Raw genomic sequence first — 15,385 nt, forward strand, 5'->3', positions numbered from 1 at the left:
GGCGATGCCCCAAACCATCAAACGCGGCTACAAAGCGATGCTGGAGGAGGCGCTGACGAAGATCAAAACCTTGTCCGCCACGGACGCGCTCACCCTGCACGGGCGCGACGACACCGTGTTCGTCGATTTGCGCGACCCGCGCGAGCTCGACCGGGATGGCCAGATGCCCGGCGCGATGCATTGTCCGAGGGGGATGCTGGAATTCTGGATCGACCCGGAAAGCCCCTATCACAAACCGGTTTTCGCGCAGGACAAGGCCTTCGTCTTTTTCTGCGGCGGCGGCTGGCGCTCCGCTCTCTCAGCGGCGACCGCGCAGGACATGGGGTTGAAGCCCGTGGCCCATATCGATGGAGGGTTCAAGGCGTGGAAGGAGGCAGGCGGACCGGTGGAGGTCCCGCCACCGAAACAGCGATAATCAGCTCTATGATCGCTCCGAGTGAGATGGTCGCGGAGCCCGCGCTCTAGCGGCTGTCACGCTTGGCTTGGGCCACCTTGCCCTTCTGCGAGACACGACCGGCATCCATCGGATTGACGATCTGGTCTCGCCGCGCGCTCGTCTTTGGTTTCATGCCTTCATCGGGTGTGTGGCCTGCCGAGGGGGTCTTCGAGGCCGGTGTGGACCGCTTCAGCGCAAGCGCCCTGCGGGCGCTCTGCTTGAGACCGGCCTTCGCGTTTCGCCTGGACTGCTCCTTGCTCACGCGTCCGAGCGCCTCGCGCAGCACAGCTTTCTTCCGGCGTGTCCCCCGCTCCTCCTCGGCGAATGTGGTCCGGCCGAGTCCCTTCGTGCGGATGTCGCGCCGTTGCCGGTTGAGGATGTCCTGGGCACGGTCACGGCGCTCCCGAAGAAGCTTGGTGACCCGGTCGAGATCCTTCTTGTCCAGCTGGGCAAGGGCGGGGTGGTGCGTGTTCTGGACCAGTTCAAACTCGTCGTGGCTCAGAACGCGTCGTTCCGTTTTGCGAGGCGTCGCCATCGGTATCTCCGTTCGCCGAACCGAAACGACAAAACGCTTCGCCGGACGGAGCAGTTCCAATACCTTCAAACGGTTGGCAGAACCCTGAAGCCCTCGTCTTCGGCGTCGCCGTTCGGATCGTCGGCCATATTCGGGTCTTCGACCACCTCAACGCGCTCGACCACCGCGCCGCGCGGCCCCTGTTGGCAGGCTTTCAGCATCGCCTCGACAAGCGCATCAGGTCCCGAGAACAGGGCCTCGACCGACCCGTCCCGGCAATTGCGGACCCAGCCGTTAAGCCCATGAAGTTCCGCCTGATGGTGTGTCCAGGCGCGAAAGCCGACGCCCTGGACGCGTCCGTGGATGAGTACATGGAGAGTTCGGTTCAACGTCATGTCCAACATCATAAGCCCGGATAGGCGGCAAGCGAAGGGCGGTTAGCCGGAATCCATAGCCCCAGCACCTCCAGAAAGGGCGGCATGCGGCGCCTTCATCGGAGCGCTCGGTGTTTATGGGTTGCGGGCTCCGCTGCGCGGCCCGCAATGACAGGGGTTACGCGTCAAAGCTCGCTCGGCTTGCGCGACACGTTGGCGGGAGAACTCCAGCGCGGGCGGACCTTGGGCTGCTCCGGCGGCGAGGACGGCTGCACATGCGGCAGCAAGGCCGCAAGCCCATGGATATAATCCTTGGGTAAACCCGCCTCCTCCGCTGCCGCCACGACCCCTTCCATATAGCCTGGCTTCGGCGTGCCGGGCTTGGCGCTTCGCGCGACATAGACAATCGCCCTGCGCGGCCCCTGCGGAGTCAGAACCGGCTGAATGACCTTGGTGTAGAGTCCCGTGGACAGGTTCTCGTAGCGGTCGAGCGCGGGCACATCACCCAAGGCCAGATCCCACACCACGCCCCAGACCGCGCGCTGCGGATCGCGGACGACCGACGCATAGCCGCCATCGAAGATGACGAAGCGGTGGCGCATCAATCGTCCCACCCCAACCACTTTCGAGCCAGGGCAGCGTTTGGCCATGTCGGCCTGGTCCATGTTGGAGCCATAGGCGAAGTAGAGCGGCATGGCGTTCCTAAGGCGTCCTGTTTTCTAAAAGGTCATCCTCGGGTGACGCATGGGACCCCTATCACGCGAATTCCAGGATCACGGCATCGACGGCGAGGCTGTCGCCTTCCTTGGCGTGGATCTTGGCAATGGTGCCGTCGCGCTCGGCGCGCAGGACGTTTTCCATCTTCATGGCCTCGACCATGCAGAGTGGCTCGCCGACCTTGACCTCCTGCCCCGGCTTGACGCTGATCGCCTTGACGAGGCCCGGCATCGGGCAGAGCAGTTTCTTGCCGGTATCGGCCTCGACCTTCTCCGGCATCAGGGCGGCGAGGTCCGCCTCGCGGTGGGTGTAGACGCGCGCCTCCACCGCCGCGCCCGCATGGGACAAAAGCATGCCGTTAAGGAGCGGACGCACCTGCACGGCGATGGCCTCGCCGCCGACCGTGCCGGTCCAGACCGGGTCACCCGGCTTCCAGGACGAGGAGACCGGCCGGGCCTGGCCCTCGATGAGAACTGCGATGCCGCCGTCGATGTCCTCGATCACCACGTCGCGCCGCTCGCGGCCGAGCATGACCACCCGCTCACGGTCGAACCGCACGGCGGAAGTGGGGCGCATCTGGCCGGAGATCTGGCGCTTGCGCTCGTTCAGCAGATGGTCGATGGCGGCGGCGACCGCCGCCATGCGCAAGGCGATCTCGCCTTCAGGCGCGGGGGCCTTGAAGCCTTGCGGGAACTCCTCGGCGATGAAGCCGGTCGAGAGGTGGCCCGACTGCCAGCGCGGATGCTGCATCAAGGCCGAGAGGAACGGGATGTTGTGGCGGATGCCGTCGATGGCGAAGGCGTCGAGCGCCTTTCCTTGCGCCTCGATGGCCCGCGCGCGCGTCGGCGCATGGGTGACGAGCTTGGCGATCATCGGATCGTAATAGATCGAGATCTCGCCGCCCTCGTACACGCCGGTGTCGTTGCGGATGGTCACGCCGTGCTCCTCGCCCTCGTGCGGCGGGCGATAGGTCACGAGGCGGCCCGTGGAGGGCAGGAAGTTGCGCACCGGGTCTTCTGCATAGATGCGGCTTTCCACCGCCCAGCCGTTGAGTTTCACATCCGTTTGCGCCAGCCGCAGCTTCTCGCCCGCCGCAACCCGGATCATCTCCTCCACAAGGTCGATGCCGGTGATCATCTCGGTCACCGGATGCTCGACCTGCAGGCGGGTGTTCATTTCGAGGAAGTAGAAGGACTTGTCCTGGCCTGCCACGAACTCGACCGTGCCGGCGCTGTCGTAGCCGACGGCCTTGGCGAGAGCGACCGCCTGCTCGCCCATGAGCCTTCGGGTCGCCTCGTCGAGCAGCGGGGATGGGGCCTCCTCGATGACCTTCTGGTTGCGGCGCTGGATCGAGCATTCGCGCTCGCCGAGATAGATCACGTTGCCGTGCTTGTCGCCGAGCACCTGGATTTCGATGTGGCGCGGATCGGTGATGAATTTCTCGATGAAGACCCGATCGTCGCCAAACGAGCTAGCCGCTTCCGACTTGGCGCGGGCGAAGCCCTCCGCCACCTCGTCCGCGGAGTAAGCGATGCGCATGCCCTTGCCGCCGCCACCGGCGGAGGCCTTGATCATCACCGGATAGCCGATCTCGTTGGCGATGGGGACGGCCTGTTCCGGGCTCTCGATCACGCCGAGAAAGCCGGGGACGGTCGAGACCTTGGCGGCAGCCGCCGCCTTTTTCGACTCGATCTTGTCGCCCATGGCGGCGATGGCGTGCGGATTGGGGCCGATGAAGACGATGCCCGCCTCCGCCAGCGCCTTCGGAAAAGCCTCACGCTCGGACAGGAAACCGTAGCCCGGATGCACCGCCTGCGCGCCGGTCTGTTTGCAGGCCTCGATGATCTTCTCGATCACCAGATAAGACTGCGCCGCCGCAGCCGGTCCGATATGCACCGCCTCATCGGCCATCTCCACATGGAGCGCATCGCGGTCCGCATCGGAATAGACCGCAACCGTCTTGATGCCCATGCGCCGGGCCGTCTTGATGACGCGGCACGCGATCTCGCCACGGTTGGCAATCAGGATCTTGTCGAACATGAGCCCTCGAACGCTTCAAGCAAGAGATGTCCTATTCCCGTTACTGCACATCCTTGCATTCGGAAAGCGGCATGAGCTTCAGCATTTAGCGTAAGAGGCGAAACGACGGGTCAGGCCGCCAGGCGGCAAAGCCGCGCATGCTGACGGCCGCGCATGATGAAGTCGAGCAGTGCCGTGTCCACACGGTCCGATTCATCGAGAACCGCATAGGCGATGTTCATGGCGGTTTCCGTTGGGCCAGCCATATCCAGCGCAGTCGCCAGCCACAGGGCGTCATCGTTGTTGACAGCGCCGGTCGGGCGCAGGCCCCACACCGCGAAGTCGACGACGAGGACCGTCAGCGCCGGGCCCCAGCTCTCATCGGCATCGAGGGTACGGTCGAGGGCGAGCAGCGCCTCGGCCTCGAGGCGAGTCATGATGCCGTCGTCAAGCACGTTCCGCTGAAGTTCTTTCACGTCATCGGCCGAGATATACTTGTTATCGATGACGCTCTCGATGAAATCGCGAAGCTTAGAGTTAATCATCTGTTTGACTCCCCCCGGCTTATTGTTTGATGCCGGTTGATCTCTTATCCGAGGATGACTTTCACACGGAGTCACGGGCTAAACCGTTAACAGCCAAATCTGAATCGCCGTTGAGGTTAAGCGTTGTTGAGACTCTTTGGTTGCTGGAATCTTTCCGCCGGAGATTCCCTAGAAACCGCATCGCTTTGGCCGCATCGGCGTTCGACCCTTGCAATCCCGCAAGGTCGCCCTTTCCGCACTTTGTTGCGGGCGAATGGTACTTATCTCCCGGCCAAGCGGCGCGAATTCGCGCTCAGGTGTTAAGGAGATCCACGCCATGCGGCATCACGGTATTCATCACGTCACGGCCATTGCCGGCCCGGCGCGCCGCAATCTCGCCTTCTATACGCAGGTTCTGGGCCTGCGCCTGGTTAAGAAGACCGTCAATTTCGACGATCCCGGCACGTACCATCTCTATTTCGGCGACGGCCTCGGCCAGCCCGGCACGATCCTCACCTTCTTTCCGTGGGAGCACGTGGCGCCGGGACGCGCCGGAGTCGGCACGACGCAGGAAACCGCCTTTCGTGTGCCGGAAGCCGCCATCGGCTATTGGGCACATCGCTTCCTGGAAAAGGGCGTCGCGCACGGCGCGGTGGAGAAACGCTTCGGCCAGACCGTCCTGACCTTCAAGGACCCGGACGGCACGAGCCTCGCCCTCGTCGGCATCCCGAATGCCGATGATGCGTCGGCCTGGGCTGGAGGCGGTATCCCTGCGGAATACGCGATTCAGGGCTTCGAGGGTGTCACTCTGCTCGTCGAAGACGCCGCACAGACAGGCGCGATCCTGACCGACGTCTTCGGCTTTAGGGAAACCGGCCGCGACGGCTCGCTGATCCGCTACACGAGCGATGCTGCCATGGGCGGAACGGTCGATGTCCGGTCGGCGAAGGGCTTCCTGCCTGGTCGCATGGGCGGTGGCTCCGTGCACCACATCGCGTTCCGCGCGGAAGATGACGCCGCGCAGGCCGAGATGGTGAAACGGTTGGCTGAAAACCACGGCATCAAGACGACCGAGCAGCGCGACCGCAACTATTTCCGCTCAGTCTATTTCCGGGAGCCCGGCGGCATTCTGTTCGAGATCGCGACCGACATTCCCGGCTTCGCCGTGGACGAGGACATCGACGCGCTGGGACACGAACTGAAACTGCCCGCGTTCCTCGAATCCCGCCGCAGCGAGCTCGAGGCCAAGCTGCCCGAGTTGGCGTAACCCCGCCTCACCCTCTCCCCTCCGCGGGAGAGGGTGGCGAACGAAGTGAGCCGGAGAGGGTCCGTCCTCGCTCTGGCACCCCTCTCCCGCCCAGCCCGCGCAGGGCACCCTCTCCCGCAAAGGGGCGAGGGAGAAAGTTGAAAACCATGACCGAGCTTTCCTTCATTCATCGCTATGTGCCCACAACGGAACCGGGCCGCCCTCCTCTGCTGTTGCTGCACGGCACTGGCGGCAACGAGGACGACCTGATCCCGCTTGGCCAAACCATCTCCCCCGGCTCCGCTCTGCTCTCACCGCGCGGCAAGGTGCTGGAGAACGGCATGCCCCGCTTCTTCCGGCGTCTGGCGGAAGGCGTTTTCGACGAAGCGGACGTGAAGGCGCGCGCGCACGAACTCGCGGATTTCGTCGCCGAAGCCCGCAAAGCCTACGGCCTTAACGCCCCCATCGCCGTCGGCTTCTCCAACGGCGCCAACATCGCCGCCGCCATGCTGATGCTGCGGCCGGAGGCGCTCGCTGGTGCCGTGCTGCTGCGCGCGATGGTGCCGTTGAGCGAGACGCCGAAGGTCGATCTCTCCGGCAAGCGGGTGCTGATGCTGTCGGGGCAGATGGACCCGATCATTCCGGTAGAAAACTCAAGCCGGTTGGCGGCCGCGCTTGGCGCATCCGGAGCCGAGGTGCGACACAAGACTCTGCCGGTCGGACACGGGCTATCGCAGCAGGACGTTCTGCTGACGCGGGATTGGTTGACGAACCGGGAGCTTTAAGGTTCCCAATCGGCTTCGGAGCCTCTCATCCTGGGAGGTGCGCAGCGCCGGGCCATCCTTCACCGGAGGCTGCGCATGCTCCTCAGGATCGGGACCATCGCGCGTCAGGACCGGTCATGGCGGTAAAAAGGCCTGTTTCGAAAAAGCGGTCCATCGCTTCTTCGGCAGGGCCCGTCTCGATGCCGCGCTGATTGAGCCACGCATCGTCGAGATGGGTGCTGCGATAGCGCTCTCCTGAGTCGCACAGGAGGGTTACGATCGATCCCCGCTCGCCGCGTTTCGCCATATCGCTGATGATCTGAGCGACCGCCCATAGATTGGTGCCGGTCGATCCGCCGCATGAACGACCGATCCGGCGGGACAGGACGCGAGCAGCTGCAATGCTTGCCACGTCCGGCACCGCATAGGCCTCGTCGATCAATTCGGGAATGAAGGAGGGCTCGCAGCGAGGGCGTCCGATGCCCTCGATCAGCGACGGCGCTTCCGAGGTTGTGCAGACGCTTCGGTCGGCCAGATGACGATGGAAAACGGATGCTTCCGGATCAGCAAGACACAGGCGGGTCTGCAGGCGGCGATAGCGGATGTAGCGTCCGAGCGTCGCCGATGTGCCGCCCGTCCCCGCTCCCACCACGATCCATGCGGGAACCGGATGTTCCTCATGGGCCATCTGGCTGAAAATGGACTCGGCGATGTTGTTGTTGCCTCGCCAATCCGTTGCACGCTCGGCGAAGGTGAACTGATCCATGTAATGGCCGCCCAGCGCCTCGGCTAGGCGGGCACTCTCCGTGTACATTTCGGCCGGAGAATCCACGAAATGGCTCTCGCCCCCATAGAAGGCGATCTGCGCGATCTTCTCGGCAGAGGTCGAGCGGGGCATGACCGCGATAAACCTCAAGCCGAGCATCCGCGCGAAATAGGCCTCCGACACGGCGGTCGATCCACTCGAGGCTTCGATGATGGTCGTCTCCGGCCCGATCCAGCCGTTGCACAATCCGTACAGGAACAGCGAACGCGCCAGCCGATGTTTGAGGCTGCCCGAAGGATGGGTCGACTCGTCCTTCAGATAAAGCGCGGCGCCGGGAACACCAGACAGTGGCACGCGCAGGAGATGAGTATCCGACGAGCGATTGAAATCCGCCTCGATGATCTGGATGGCGGTTGAGACCCAGGAGCGGTCGGATGGAGTGGTCATTGCGGATGAGATCAATTTGTCCCTGGCGTTTCTTACAACGGAATATTGTCGTGCTTCTTCCACGGCCGCTCGACTTCCTTCGCGCGCAGCATCGCGAGCGCACGGGCGATGCGTCGGCGCGTTGAGTGCGGCATGATCACCTCGTCGATGTAGCCGCGCTCCGCCGCCACAAAGGGCGACATGAAGCGGTCCTCGTATTCCTTGGTGCGGGCGGCGATCTTGTCGGGATCGCCGATGTCGCTGCGGAAGATGATTTCCACCGCGCCCTTCGCGCCCATCACCGCGATCTGCGCGGTCGGCCAGGCGTAGTTCACGTCGCCGCCGACATGTTTGGAGGCCATGACGTCGTAGGCCCCGCCATAGGCTTTGCGCGTGATCACCGTCACCAGCGGCACGGTCGCCTCGGAGTAAGCAAACAAAAGCTTCGCGCCGTGCTTGATCAGGCCGCCATATTCCTGCGCCGTACCGGGCAGGAAGCCGGGCACGTCCTCGAAGGTCACGACCGGAATGTTGAACGCATCGCAGAAACGGATGAAGCGGGCCGCCTTGCGGGAGGCGTCGGAATCGAGCACGCCCGCCAGCACCATCGGCTGGTTCGCCACGATGCCGATGGTGCGGCCCTCGATGCGGGCGAAACCGGTGATGATGTTTTTGGCGAAGGCTTCCTGAATCTCGAAGAAGTCGCCCTCGTCCACGACTTTGAGAATCAGCTCCTTCATGTCGTAGGGCTTGTTCGGATTGTCGGGGATCAGCGTGTCGAGGCTGTCATCGACCCGGTTCGGATCGTCGAAGCTCGGGATTTCCGGCGCGCCGTCGAGATTGTTCGCGGGCAGGAAATCGATCAGGCGGCGGACCTGCAGCAGCGCCTCGACATCGTTGTCGTAAGCGCCATCGGCCACGGACGACTTGGTGGTGTGAATCTTCGCGCCGCCGAGTTCTTCCGAGGTCACGGTTTCGTTGGTGACGGTCTTCACCACCTCCGGCCCGGTGACGAACATGTAGGAGCGGTCGCGCACCATGAAGATGAAGTCGGTCATGGCCGGCGAATAGACGTCGCCGCCAGCGCATGGCCCCATGATGACCGAGATCTGCGGAATGACACCGGAGGCGATGACATTGCGCTTGAACACCTCGCCATAGCCGCCGAGCGCCGCGACGCCCTCCTGAATGCGCGCGCCGCCCGCATCGAACAGGCCGATGATCGGCGCGCGCATCTTCAGCGCCATGTCCTGGATCTTGATGATCTTCTGGGCATGCGTCTCGGAGAGCGAGCCGCCGAAAACCGTGAAGTCCTTGGCGAAGACGAACACCGTGCGGCCATTGACCGTGCCCCAGCCGGTCACCACGCCGTCACCCGGGATCTTCACCTTCTCCATGCCGAAATCGGTCGAGCGGTGCTCGACGAACATGTCGAACTCCTCGAACGAGCCGTGATCGAGCAGCAGCTCGATGCGCTCACGGGCGGTGAGCTTGCCGCGCGCATGCTGCGCCGCGATCCGCTTTTCGCCGCCGCCGAGCCGCGCCTGGGCACGCCTGTCTTCGAGCCGTTCGAGAATGTCTTTCATGCGTGATCTCTGAGCATCGAGAGAAGAACCTTCCTCATCGCTTAGCACAGCCGCGCGGGGCCAAACATCCCACTATGGATGTGCTCCACGTCACTTCGCGGGTCGGGACCGGAGGCTAGATAGCGCATGTAACGTTATCCCATAAAGTGGCAAAACATGAAGCATATCCACACAATCGCGGCCTTCGCCGCCGTCACATCGCTGACCGTCGCCGGGTGCGCGAGCCGCTCTGAGGACGTGGCGGCATCCTATGTCTCGCCGATCTCCTACCAGAGCTATACCTGCAAGGAATTGAGCCAAGAGGCCCAGCGCCTGAGCGGTGCCGCAGCGGCAGCGGCTGGTGCGCAGGATTCGCAGCGCACGAAGGACACGGTGGCGACCACCGCCGCAGTCGTCATCTTCTGGCCGGCAGCTTTCTTCGTCGGTGGCGACAATGCCAAGACGGCGGAACTGGCGCGCCTCAAAGGTCAGATGCAGGCCATCGAGCAAGCCGCCATCCAGAAGAAGTGCGGCATCAGCTTCCAGCGCGGTTAATCAAGCTCCGTTGGCCGTCGGCGAGAACATCGCCGGCGGCTTCTTTTCTATCGGGCGACCAGATTGAAAACCTGCGAGGCCGCGCGAAAATCGGCTTCGCGCCTGCGGCGGCGCTCCATCGCCTCGTAATCCTCGCCCCAGACGCTTTCCTGGAACAGCTCGTCCACATGGGCGGCGGCCCACGCCTGCTCCACATCGATCGCTTGCGAGGCATGAGCGAGCGAAATCAGCACCGACCCGCTGAGCGTCGTCATCACGTGCAAGGCCGCCAGAGCGAAGGGCGAGTCGAAATCCTCGATAGCCTTGCGAAGGGCCGCGACGGCTTCATCCGGCTGCGCCACGTGCATCACGCCCTCGGCGAGCGCGAAGCGCGCGCCATGCACCTCCCTCGCCCAATCGAGAATCGGAGCCCACGCGGCGTCCTGCGCTTCGGCCAGACGCGCCGGCTCGCCCACGCGATAGCAGATCAGATCGGACCCAGCGTAGCGAGCCAGATCGTCGATCACCTCGACCTTCCGGGGCGCGACGCCGTCGATGGCGGAGTTGACGATGCGGGTCACCGGCATGGTGGCCGGATCGATCTCCGCTCCCTGTCCAGCCCATTCGGCCGCCAAGGCCTCCGCGAGGCCGCGAGAGGGCACCGCCAGGGCCTGACGGCCGGGCGTCTTCGCCGTGCGGCCATCGAGGGTGAGAAAATGCAAGCCGTCGCGCGCCTCGACGCTCGCTTCCTTATAGAAGCGCTTCGGCAAGGGCGGTTTCATCCCCGCCTGCGCAGCGCGCATCGGGTTGGGCTCGTCGGTCGGGGGGAACCAGTCTCGTTGATCGGTCATGACAGTGACATGGGAGCGGGATTGGCCGCCTGCGAGGGGGACCTGAGAAAACCGGTCAGGATCGTCCCAAGCTCGGCATAGGAATCGACGATATGGTGAGCCCCGGCCTCATTGAGCGCCGTCACCGGCTGGAAGCCCCAGGACACGCCGACCGGCAGCACGCCTGCCGCGCGGGCCATCGCCATGTCGAAGCTCGAATCGCCGATCATCAACGTCTCATGCGGCTCGACGCCGACTTCGGCCATCGCCTGCTGGATCATCGCCGGATGGGGCTTCGAGGGCGCATCATCCGCCGTCTGGATGGTGGAGAAAACGCCGTGCCACTCATGGCGTTCGAGCAGATGCGCCACGCCGCGCCGGGTTTTGCCGGTCGCAATCCCCAAGATCACGTCCTCGCGCTTGCTTAGCCAATCGAGGCAGTCGAGAGCACCGGGGAACAGCGGTTCGGCATGAGCCGGGTCCAACCGCAGCGTCGCGAAAGCGTCCTTGTAGGATTGAGTCAGGCTCTCGACCGGCGCATGCGGCCCTGCAAGCATGGTGAAGGCCTCGATGAGGGACAGACCGACGATCGAGAGCGACCGCTCCCGGCTCGGCGCTTCCAATCCATGCGCGGCGAAGGCGACCTGCTGCGCGGCAACAATGATGTTTTGACTATCGACGAGCGTGCCGTCGACATCGAAGAGAACGAGTTTCATGGGCGATCCGTCATCCGCCGCTCGAGCCCGGCCTTCACGGCGGGCCATTCCTCGCGGATAATGCTGTAGACGACCGTATCGCGGACATGCCCGTCCGGCATGATCATGTGTTGTCGCAGGATGCCGTCGAGCTTGGCTCCCAGGCGCTCGATGGCCGTGCGGGACTGATCGTTGAGGCGATGCGTCCGAAGCTCCACGGCGAGACAGTCGAGGTTTTCAAACGCATGGCGGAGCATCAAGAACTTCGCATGAGTGTTGACGAAGGTCCGCTGCCACGATCCGGCGATCCAGGTGGTGCCGATTTCGACCCGATGGTTGGCGGCATCGATATTCATATATCGCGTGCAACCCGCGACGCGCCCGCCGTCTTTCACGACCGTCGTGAAAGGAAGCGCCAACCCGGCGGCCTGAAGCTCCAGAGCCTTTTGCACATAGGCCGCAAAGCCCTCCGGCCTCGGCACGGTCGTGGTCTTCTTTTCCCACTGGGCCCCGTCGGCCGCCGCCTCAGCCAAGGCGGGAATATCCTCGACGCTTAAAGGCCGCAGGACAAGCTTGTCCGTCGAAAGCGTCACGGGTTCGATATGAAGCATGATTCAAGCGCCTGTTCGTCTGCCGCGTTGTCCTTCATCGTGGACCACATCGCAACAGTCAAACAGCGCTGATCGGGAGGCTGGTCTGCCTCCCGATCATGTGTCGCAGCGGATATGCAAGTCCCGCCCTAGTGAAACAGGTAGATGACCCCCGGCAGGCTCAGCGCGAGACCGGCCAAGGCCCATGCTCCGAGACGCCAATTGGCGTCCGTCATCGTATTGCGCAGCCGTTGGGCGAACGAAGACGCTTCCATGTGTCGCCCACTGAGGCAGGAGCACAGGGCATAATGCGCCTGTCCGTCGGACAGCTCGAAGAAGTTCATGGCATCGCCGAGCCTGTCGCTCCCCAGGCCGTCGGCCCGCAGAACCGGATCTTCGAAGGCAACTGTCAGGGGTGAGTTGTCTTCCCGAATGAGAGCCCGCTCCTCCGGTGGCTTGTATTCGATTTCGCCAAGAGAGTTCAGCCGCCGTGTCGGATCGCGCTCGAGAAGCCCGATCCAACGTTCGAGACGCTCTTGCCGGGTCAATGATCTCGGCTGAACGTCGGCGACGGTACGGAGCTGATCAAGATGCTTGTGTTCCATCGATCTCCTCCTTCCAAAGACCCAGCCCGCCATAGCGGCGGACTGAGATATTGGAGGATAACGCGGTCGGGCGGCAAAAGTGCGACCCGACGGAGATCAGAGGAAGGAAGCGGAGCTTTAGAGTCTGATCCTGACCGACATCAGGATTAGACCTCTCAATATTTGATCGCGCATGATCTTTTCGGAAACCCGGGCTCCACTTTCCCGGATCTTGCTTACTCTTCCGGCGCGTCGATGATCGGATCGTAGCGGCCGACATCGAAGCCGAGCAGGTTGAAACTCTGCTGGATATGCGGCGGCAGCGGCGCGGTGACGTCGATGGGCTTGCCCGTCCGGGGATGGGCGATGACGATACGCCGCGCCAAAAGATGCAGCTTGTTCTGAATTCCGCCCGGCAACTCCCAGTTCTCGATGTCGAAATACTTCGGATCGCCGACGATGGGATGGCCGATATGCGCCGCGTGGGCGCGCAGCTGGTGAGTGCGGCCGGTGACAGGCTTCAGCGAGAGCCAGGCGAGCTTGTGCGCCGCCGTGTCGACCACAGCGTAATAAGTCAGCGCGTGGCTGGCGCCCTCGTCGCCATGGCGGGCGACCTTCATGCGGGAATCGCCCTCGCCGCCCTCTTCCTTGGCGAGATAGGTCGAGATTCGTCCCTGCCGCACGCGGGGGACACCGGCGACCAGCGCCCAATAGATCTTGCGCGTGGTGCGTGCGCGGAAGGACTTCGCCATGGTGGAAGCCGCAAAGCGCGTCTTGGCGATGACGAGGCAGCCCGCCGTGTCCTTATCGAGCCGGTGCACGAGGCGCGGCTTTTGCCCCTCGGCATCGCGTAGGGATTCAAGCAGACCGTCCACATGGCGCGTGGTGCCCGAGCCGCCCTGGACCGCCAGCCCCATGGGCTTGTTGATGACGAGAACGTCCTTGTCCTCATAGAGCGTGATCGACTTCAGGAACTCCTGATCGTCCTGATCTTTCGCGGAGCTGCGCGACACCGGCCTCGGCTGGTCAAGCTTCAGCGGCGGTACGCGGACCTTCTGGCCAGCGACCAGTCGCTCGTTCGGCTTAGCCCGCTTGCCATCGACGCGCAGTTCGCCCTTGCGGACGATGCGTTGAATGTGGGTGAAGGCCAGTTGCGGGAAACGCGCGACGAGAAACCGATCGATGCGCATATCCGCTTCATCGGGCTCGACCGTGAGGGTCTGCACGCCCGTCGCCAAGGTCTCCTGCGCGGCAGCCTTCGCCTGCGCCCGCGTCGGCTGGCGCGGAGCCTCCGTCGCGGGCTTGGGCCGTGGCGCGGGCGCGGGGCGCGCCGCCGCCTTACTCACGGCCGCCTTGCTCACGGGCTTCGATGTCCGTTGCTTTGCTGGCGCGCTCGAGCGCGCGGGCTTGTCATCACGGGAGCGAAAGCCCTGCCGTGATCCCGCTCGCCCGCCGCGAGCACCATTTCGTCCTGAACCGTTATTCGTCATGAGAATGTGGGTATCAGAGCGCCGCGCGGGCGGCAATCAAGCGATGGAGATCAATCCAACTTCTTCATGAAGAACGCCCAGCGCCCAGGAGAGCGCCGGGCGACGGAAAAGTCATGCCTCTCGACGAGCCGCCTTAGATACCCCGCTCAATAGTCGCAAACCAGCGCGCGGCGCCAGACAACGGATCCCCACGGGTTCACGATACGACGGCGCACGTAATAGCAATCCTCGCCATACCCGGTGTCGTAGTAGGGATAGTCGTAATAGGGATAGTCGTAGGCCAGACCACCCAGGATCGCACCGCTGCCAAGTCCAACCGCGAATGCATTGTTATTGAAGAAGCGGTGCCCGTGGAAGAAGAAGGGATGGTGCACGAAGGCTGTCCGGTTAGAAAAGAAGGGGCGGTGTACGAAGAATGCTCGGTTCCCGACGAAGGGGCGGCCTGCAAAGGCCGGATGGACGCCGCCGCGGAAGCCCGGATGCAGGAAAATGGGTGGGCGGAACCCGCCGCCCCCTCCGTGGAACCCACCAACCCCGCCATGGAACCCGCCGAATCCTCCTCCGTGGAAACCACCGAACCCTCCTCCGTGGAAACCACCGAACCCTCCCATACGCGCTTCTGCCGGCGCGGCGAGCGCTATGGCGCTGACACCGAACACGGCGGCTGCGAGCAAGGCCTTGGAACTCGTCTTAAACTGGGATGCGAAACGCATAACAATGTCCTCCGATCAGGACGTTCTGACCTTTCTCCAGAAGAACACTTGAGACGACGAGTTATTCAAATGACGGGACATCATGACGCTGGAACAGGGACCGAAAGGTGAACACTCTTCCGTGATCATCGATGCTCGTTGCGATCCATCGCCCGCGCCTCCGGTCGGAGCATGCTTTTCCGGACGAAACTCTAGGACGCCATCGCGCGGATGAGCATCAGTCCCGACACGAGCCCTGCAAGGGACAGCAGGACCGAGGCCGCGACGTAAGCGGCGGCGAGACCGGCATCGCCCCGCTCCCAGATGAGCACGGCGTCGAGGGAGAAAGCCGAAAAAGTGGTGAACCCGCCGAGAATGCCAGTGGTGAGGAACAGGCGCAGATGCTGGCTCCACCCCTCCCCGGCCTTGAAGGCCAGCCAGCCAACGATGACTCCCATGATGAAGGAGCCAAGGATGTTGACAGTCAGCGTCCCCCACGGGAACGCGATGCCGCAATAGCGGGCGCAACCGAGATTGACCCCATGGCGCAGAGCGCCGCCGATCCCGGCACCGAGGAAGACGAGAAGATACGACTGCATGGCTTCTAGCTTAACACTTC

The 15,385-nt window shown here is 63.6% G+C and carries 18 protein-coding genes; 4 read left to right on the forward strand and 14 right to left on the reverse strand.

Annotated features, from left to right (window positions below; translation table 11 throughout):
• Positions 1 to 4 precede the first annotated feature (4 nt).
• Positions 5 to 415: a rhodanese-like domain-containing protein gene (locus I2H38_RS12515; RefSeq protein WP_196272180.1), complete on the forward strand. Its 411-nt coding sequence runs from the start codon at positions 5 to 7 to the stop codon at positions 413 to 415.
• Between the two features lie 46 nt (positions 416 to 461).
• Here the strand turns inward: I2H38_RS12515 and I2H38_RS12520 are convergent, their stop codons facing one another.
• The 5 genes from I2H38_RS12520 to I2H38_RS12540 form a co-directional block, all read right to left on the reverse strand.
• On the reverse strand, positions 462 to 971 hold the full coding sequence (locus I2H38_RS12520) for a hypothetical protein (RefSeq protein WP_196272181.1): 510 nt from the start codon (positions 969 to 971) through the stop codon (positions 462 to 464).
• Positions 972 to 1,036: 65 nt separating this feature from the next.
• Positions 1,037 to 1,345 carry an acylphosphatase gene (locus I2H38_RS12525; protein ID WP_196272182.1) on the reverse strand — a complete coding sequence of 103 codons (309 nt, stop codon included), beginning with the start codon at positions 1,343 to 1,345 and terminating at the stop codon, positions 1,037 to 1,039.
• Positions 1,346 to 1,509: 164 nt separating this feature from the next.
• Entirely contained in the window at positions 1,510 to 2,019 is a 510-nt protein-coding gene (locus I2H38_RS12530; protein WP_196272183.1) for a gamma-glutamylcyclotransferase family protein, read from the reverse strand.
• Positions 2,020 to 2,080: 61 nt separating this feature from the next.
• Positions 2,081 to 4,081, reverse strand: a complete 2,001-nt coding sequence (locus tag I2H38_RS12535; RefSeq protein WP_196272184.1) for an acetyl-CoA carboxylase biotin carboxylase subunit — start codon at positions 4,079 to 4,081, stop codon at positions 2,081 to 2,083.
• A 110-nt stretch (positions 4,082 to 4,191) separates the two neighbouring features.
• A complete protein-coding gene (locus I2H38_RS12540) occupies positions 4,192 to 4,605 on the reverse strand; it encodes a hypothetical protein (protein ID WP_196272185.1) in 414 nt (137 codons plus the stop codon).
• Positions 4,606 to 4,921: 316 nt separating this feature from the next.
• On the opposite strand from I2H38_RS12540, the gene I2H38_RS12545 reads away from it, so the two are divergent.
• Both I2H38_RS12545 and I2H38_RS12550 read left to right on the forward strand, forming a co-directional pair.
• On the forward strand, positions 4,922 to 5,851 hold the full coding sequence (locus I2H38_RS12545; protein ID WP_196272186.1) for a ring-cleaving dioxygenase: 930 nt from the start codon (positions 4,922 to 4,924) through the stop codon (positions 5,849 to 5,851).
• 146 nt (positions 5,852 to 5,997) lie between these two features.
• Positions 5,998 to 6,615 carry an alpha/beta hydrolase gene (locus I2H38_RS12550; protein ID WP_196272187.1) on the forward strand — a complete coding sequence of 206 codons (618 nt, stop codon included), beginning with the start codon at positions 5,998 to 6,000 and terminating at the stop codon, positions 6,613 to 6,615.
• 82 nt (positions 6,616 to 6,697) lie between these two features.
• Here I2H38_RS12550 and I2H38_RS12555 read toward each other — a convergent pair whose 3' ends face one another.
• Positions 6,698 to 7,807 (reverse strand): PLP-dependent cysteine synthase family protein, encoded by a 1,110-nt coding sequence (locus I2H38_RS12555; protein WP_196272188.1) that lies wholly within the window; start codon positions 7,805 to 7,807, stop codon positions 6,698 to 6,700.
• Positions 7,808 to 7,839: 32 nt separating this feature from the next.
• Positions 7,840 to 9,372 (reverse strand): acyl-CoA carboxylase subunit beta, encoded by a 1,533-nt coding sequence (locus tag I2H38_RS12560; protein WP_196272189.1) that lies wholly within the window; start codon positions 9,370 to 9,372, stop codon positions 7,840 to 7,842.
• A 156-nt stretch (positions 9,373 to 9,528) separates the two neighbouring features.
• Here I2H38_RS12560 and I2H38_RS12565 point away from each other — a divergent pair, with 156 nt between their 5' ends.
• A complete protein-coding gene (locus tag I2H38_RS12565) occupies positions 9,529 to 9,906 on the forward strand; it encodes a hypothetical protein (protein ID WP_196272190.1) in 378 nt (125 codons plus the stop codon).
• 47 nt (positions 9,907 to 9,953) lie between these two features.
• Here the strand turns inward: I2H38_RS12565 and I2H38_RS12570 are convergent, their stop codons facing one another.
• The 7 genes from I2H38_RS12570 to crcB all read right to left on the reverse strand — a co-directional run bounded on the left by I2H38_RS12570 (position 9,954) and on the right by crcB (position 15,365).
• Positions 9,954 to 10,736 (reverse strand): ATP12 family chaperone protein, encoded by a 783-nt coding sequence (locus I2H38_RS12570; RefSeq protein WP_196272191.1) that lies wholly within the window; start codon positions 10,734 to 10,736, stop codon positions 9,954 to 9,956.
• Complete coding sequence (locus I2H38_RS12575; protein ID WP_196272192.1) at positions 10,733 to 11,431, reverse strand: HAD-IA family hydrolase; 699 nt, start codon at positions 11,429 to 11,431, stop codon at positions 10,733 to 10,735. Before I2H38_RS12575 ends, I2H38_RS12570 begins: the two co-directional genes overlap by 4 nt.
• Positions 11,428 to 12,021: a GNAT family N-acetyltransferase gene (locus I2H38_RS12580; protein WP_196272193.1), complete on the reverse strand. Its 594-nt coding sequence runs from the start codon at positions 12,019 to 12,021 to the stop codon at positions 11,428 to 11,430. Before I2H38_RS12580 ends, I2H38_RS12575 begins: the two co-directional genes overlap by 4 nt.
• Before the next feature lie 128 nt (positions 12,022 to 12,149).
• Positions 12,150 to 12,605 carry a hypothetical protein gene (locus I2H38_RS12585; RefSeq protein ID WP_196272194.1) on the reverse strand — a complete coding sequence of 152 codons (456 nt, stop codon included), beginning with the start codon at positions 12,603 to 12,605 and terminating at the stop codon, positions 12,150 to 12,152.
• 215 nt (positions 12,606 to 12,820) lie between these two features.
• The gene (locus tag I2H38_RS12590; RefSeq protein WP_196272195.1) at positions 12,821 to 14,074 is read right to left on the reverse strand and encodes an RluA family pseudouridine synthase; all 1,254 of its coding nucleotides are present in this window, start codon (positions 14,072 to 14,074) and stop codon (positions 12,821 to 12,823) included.
• A 146-nt stretch (positions 14,075 to 14,220) separates the two neighbouring features.
• Positions 14,221 to 14,787: a hypothetical protein gene (locus I2H38_RS12595; RefSeq protein WP_229426676.1), complete on the reverse strand. Its 567-nt coding sequence runs from the start codon at positions 14,785 to 14,787 to the stop codon at positions 14,221 to 14,223.
• A 191-nt stretch (positions 14,788 to 14,978) separates the two neighbouring features.
• Positions 14,979 to 15,365, reverse strand: coding sequence for a fluoride efflux transporter CrcB (crcB, locus tag I2H38_RS12600; protein WP_196272196.1), 387 nt, complete (start codon positions 15,363 to 15,365; stop codon positions 14,979 to 14,981).
• Positions 15,366 to 15,385: the final 20 nt, after the last annotated feature.

The organism is Microvirga alba (assembly GCF_015694465.1).
GTDB classification, from domain to species: domain Bacteria; phylum Pseudomonadota; class Alphaproteobacteria; order Rhizobiales; family Beijerinckiaceae; genus Microvirga; species Microvirga alba.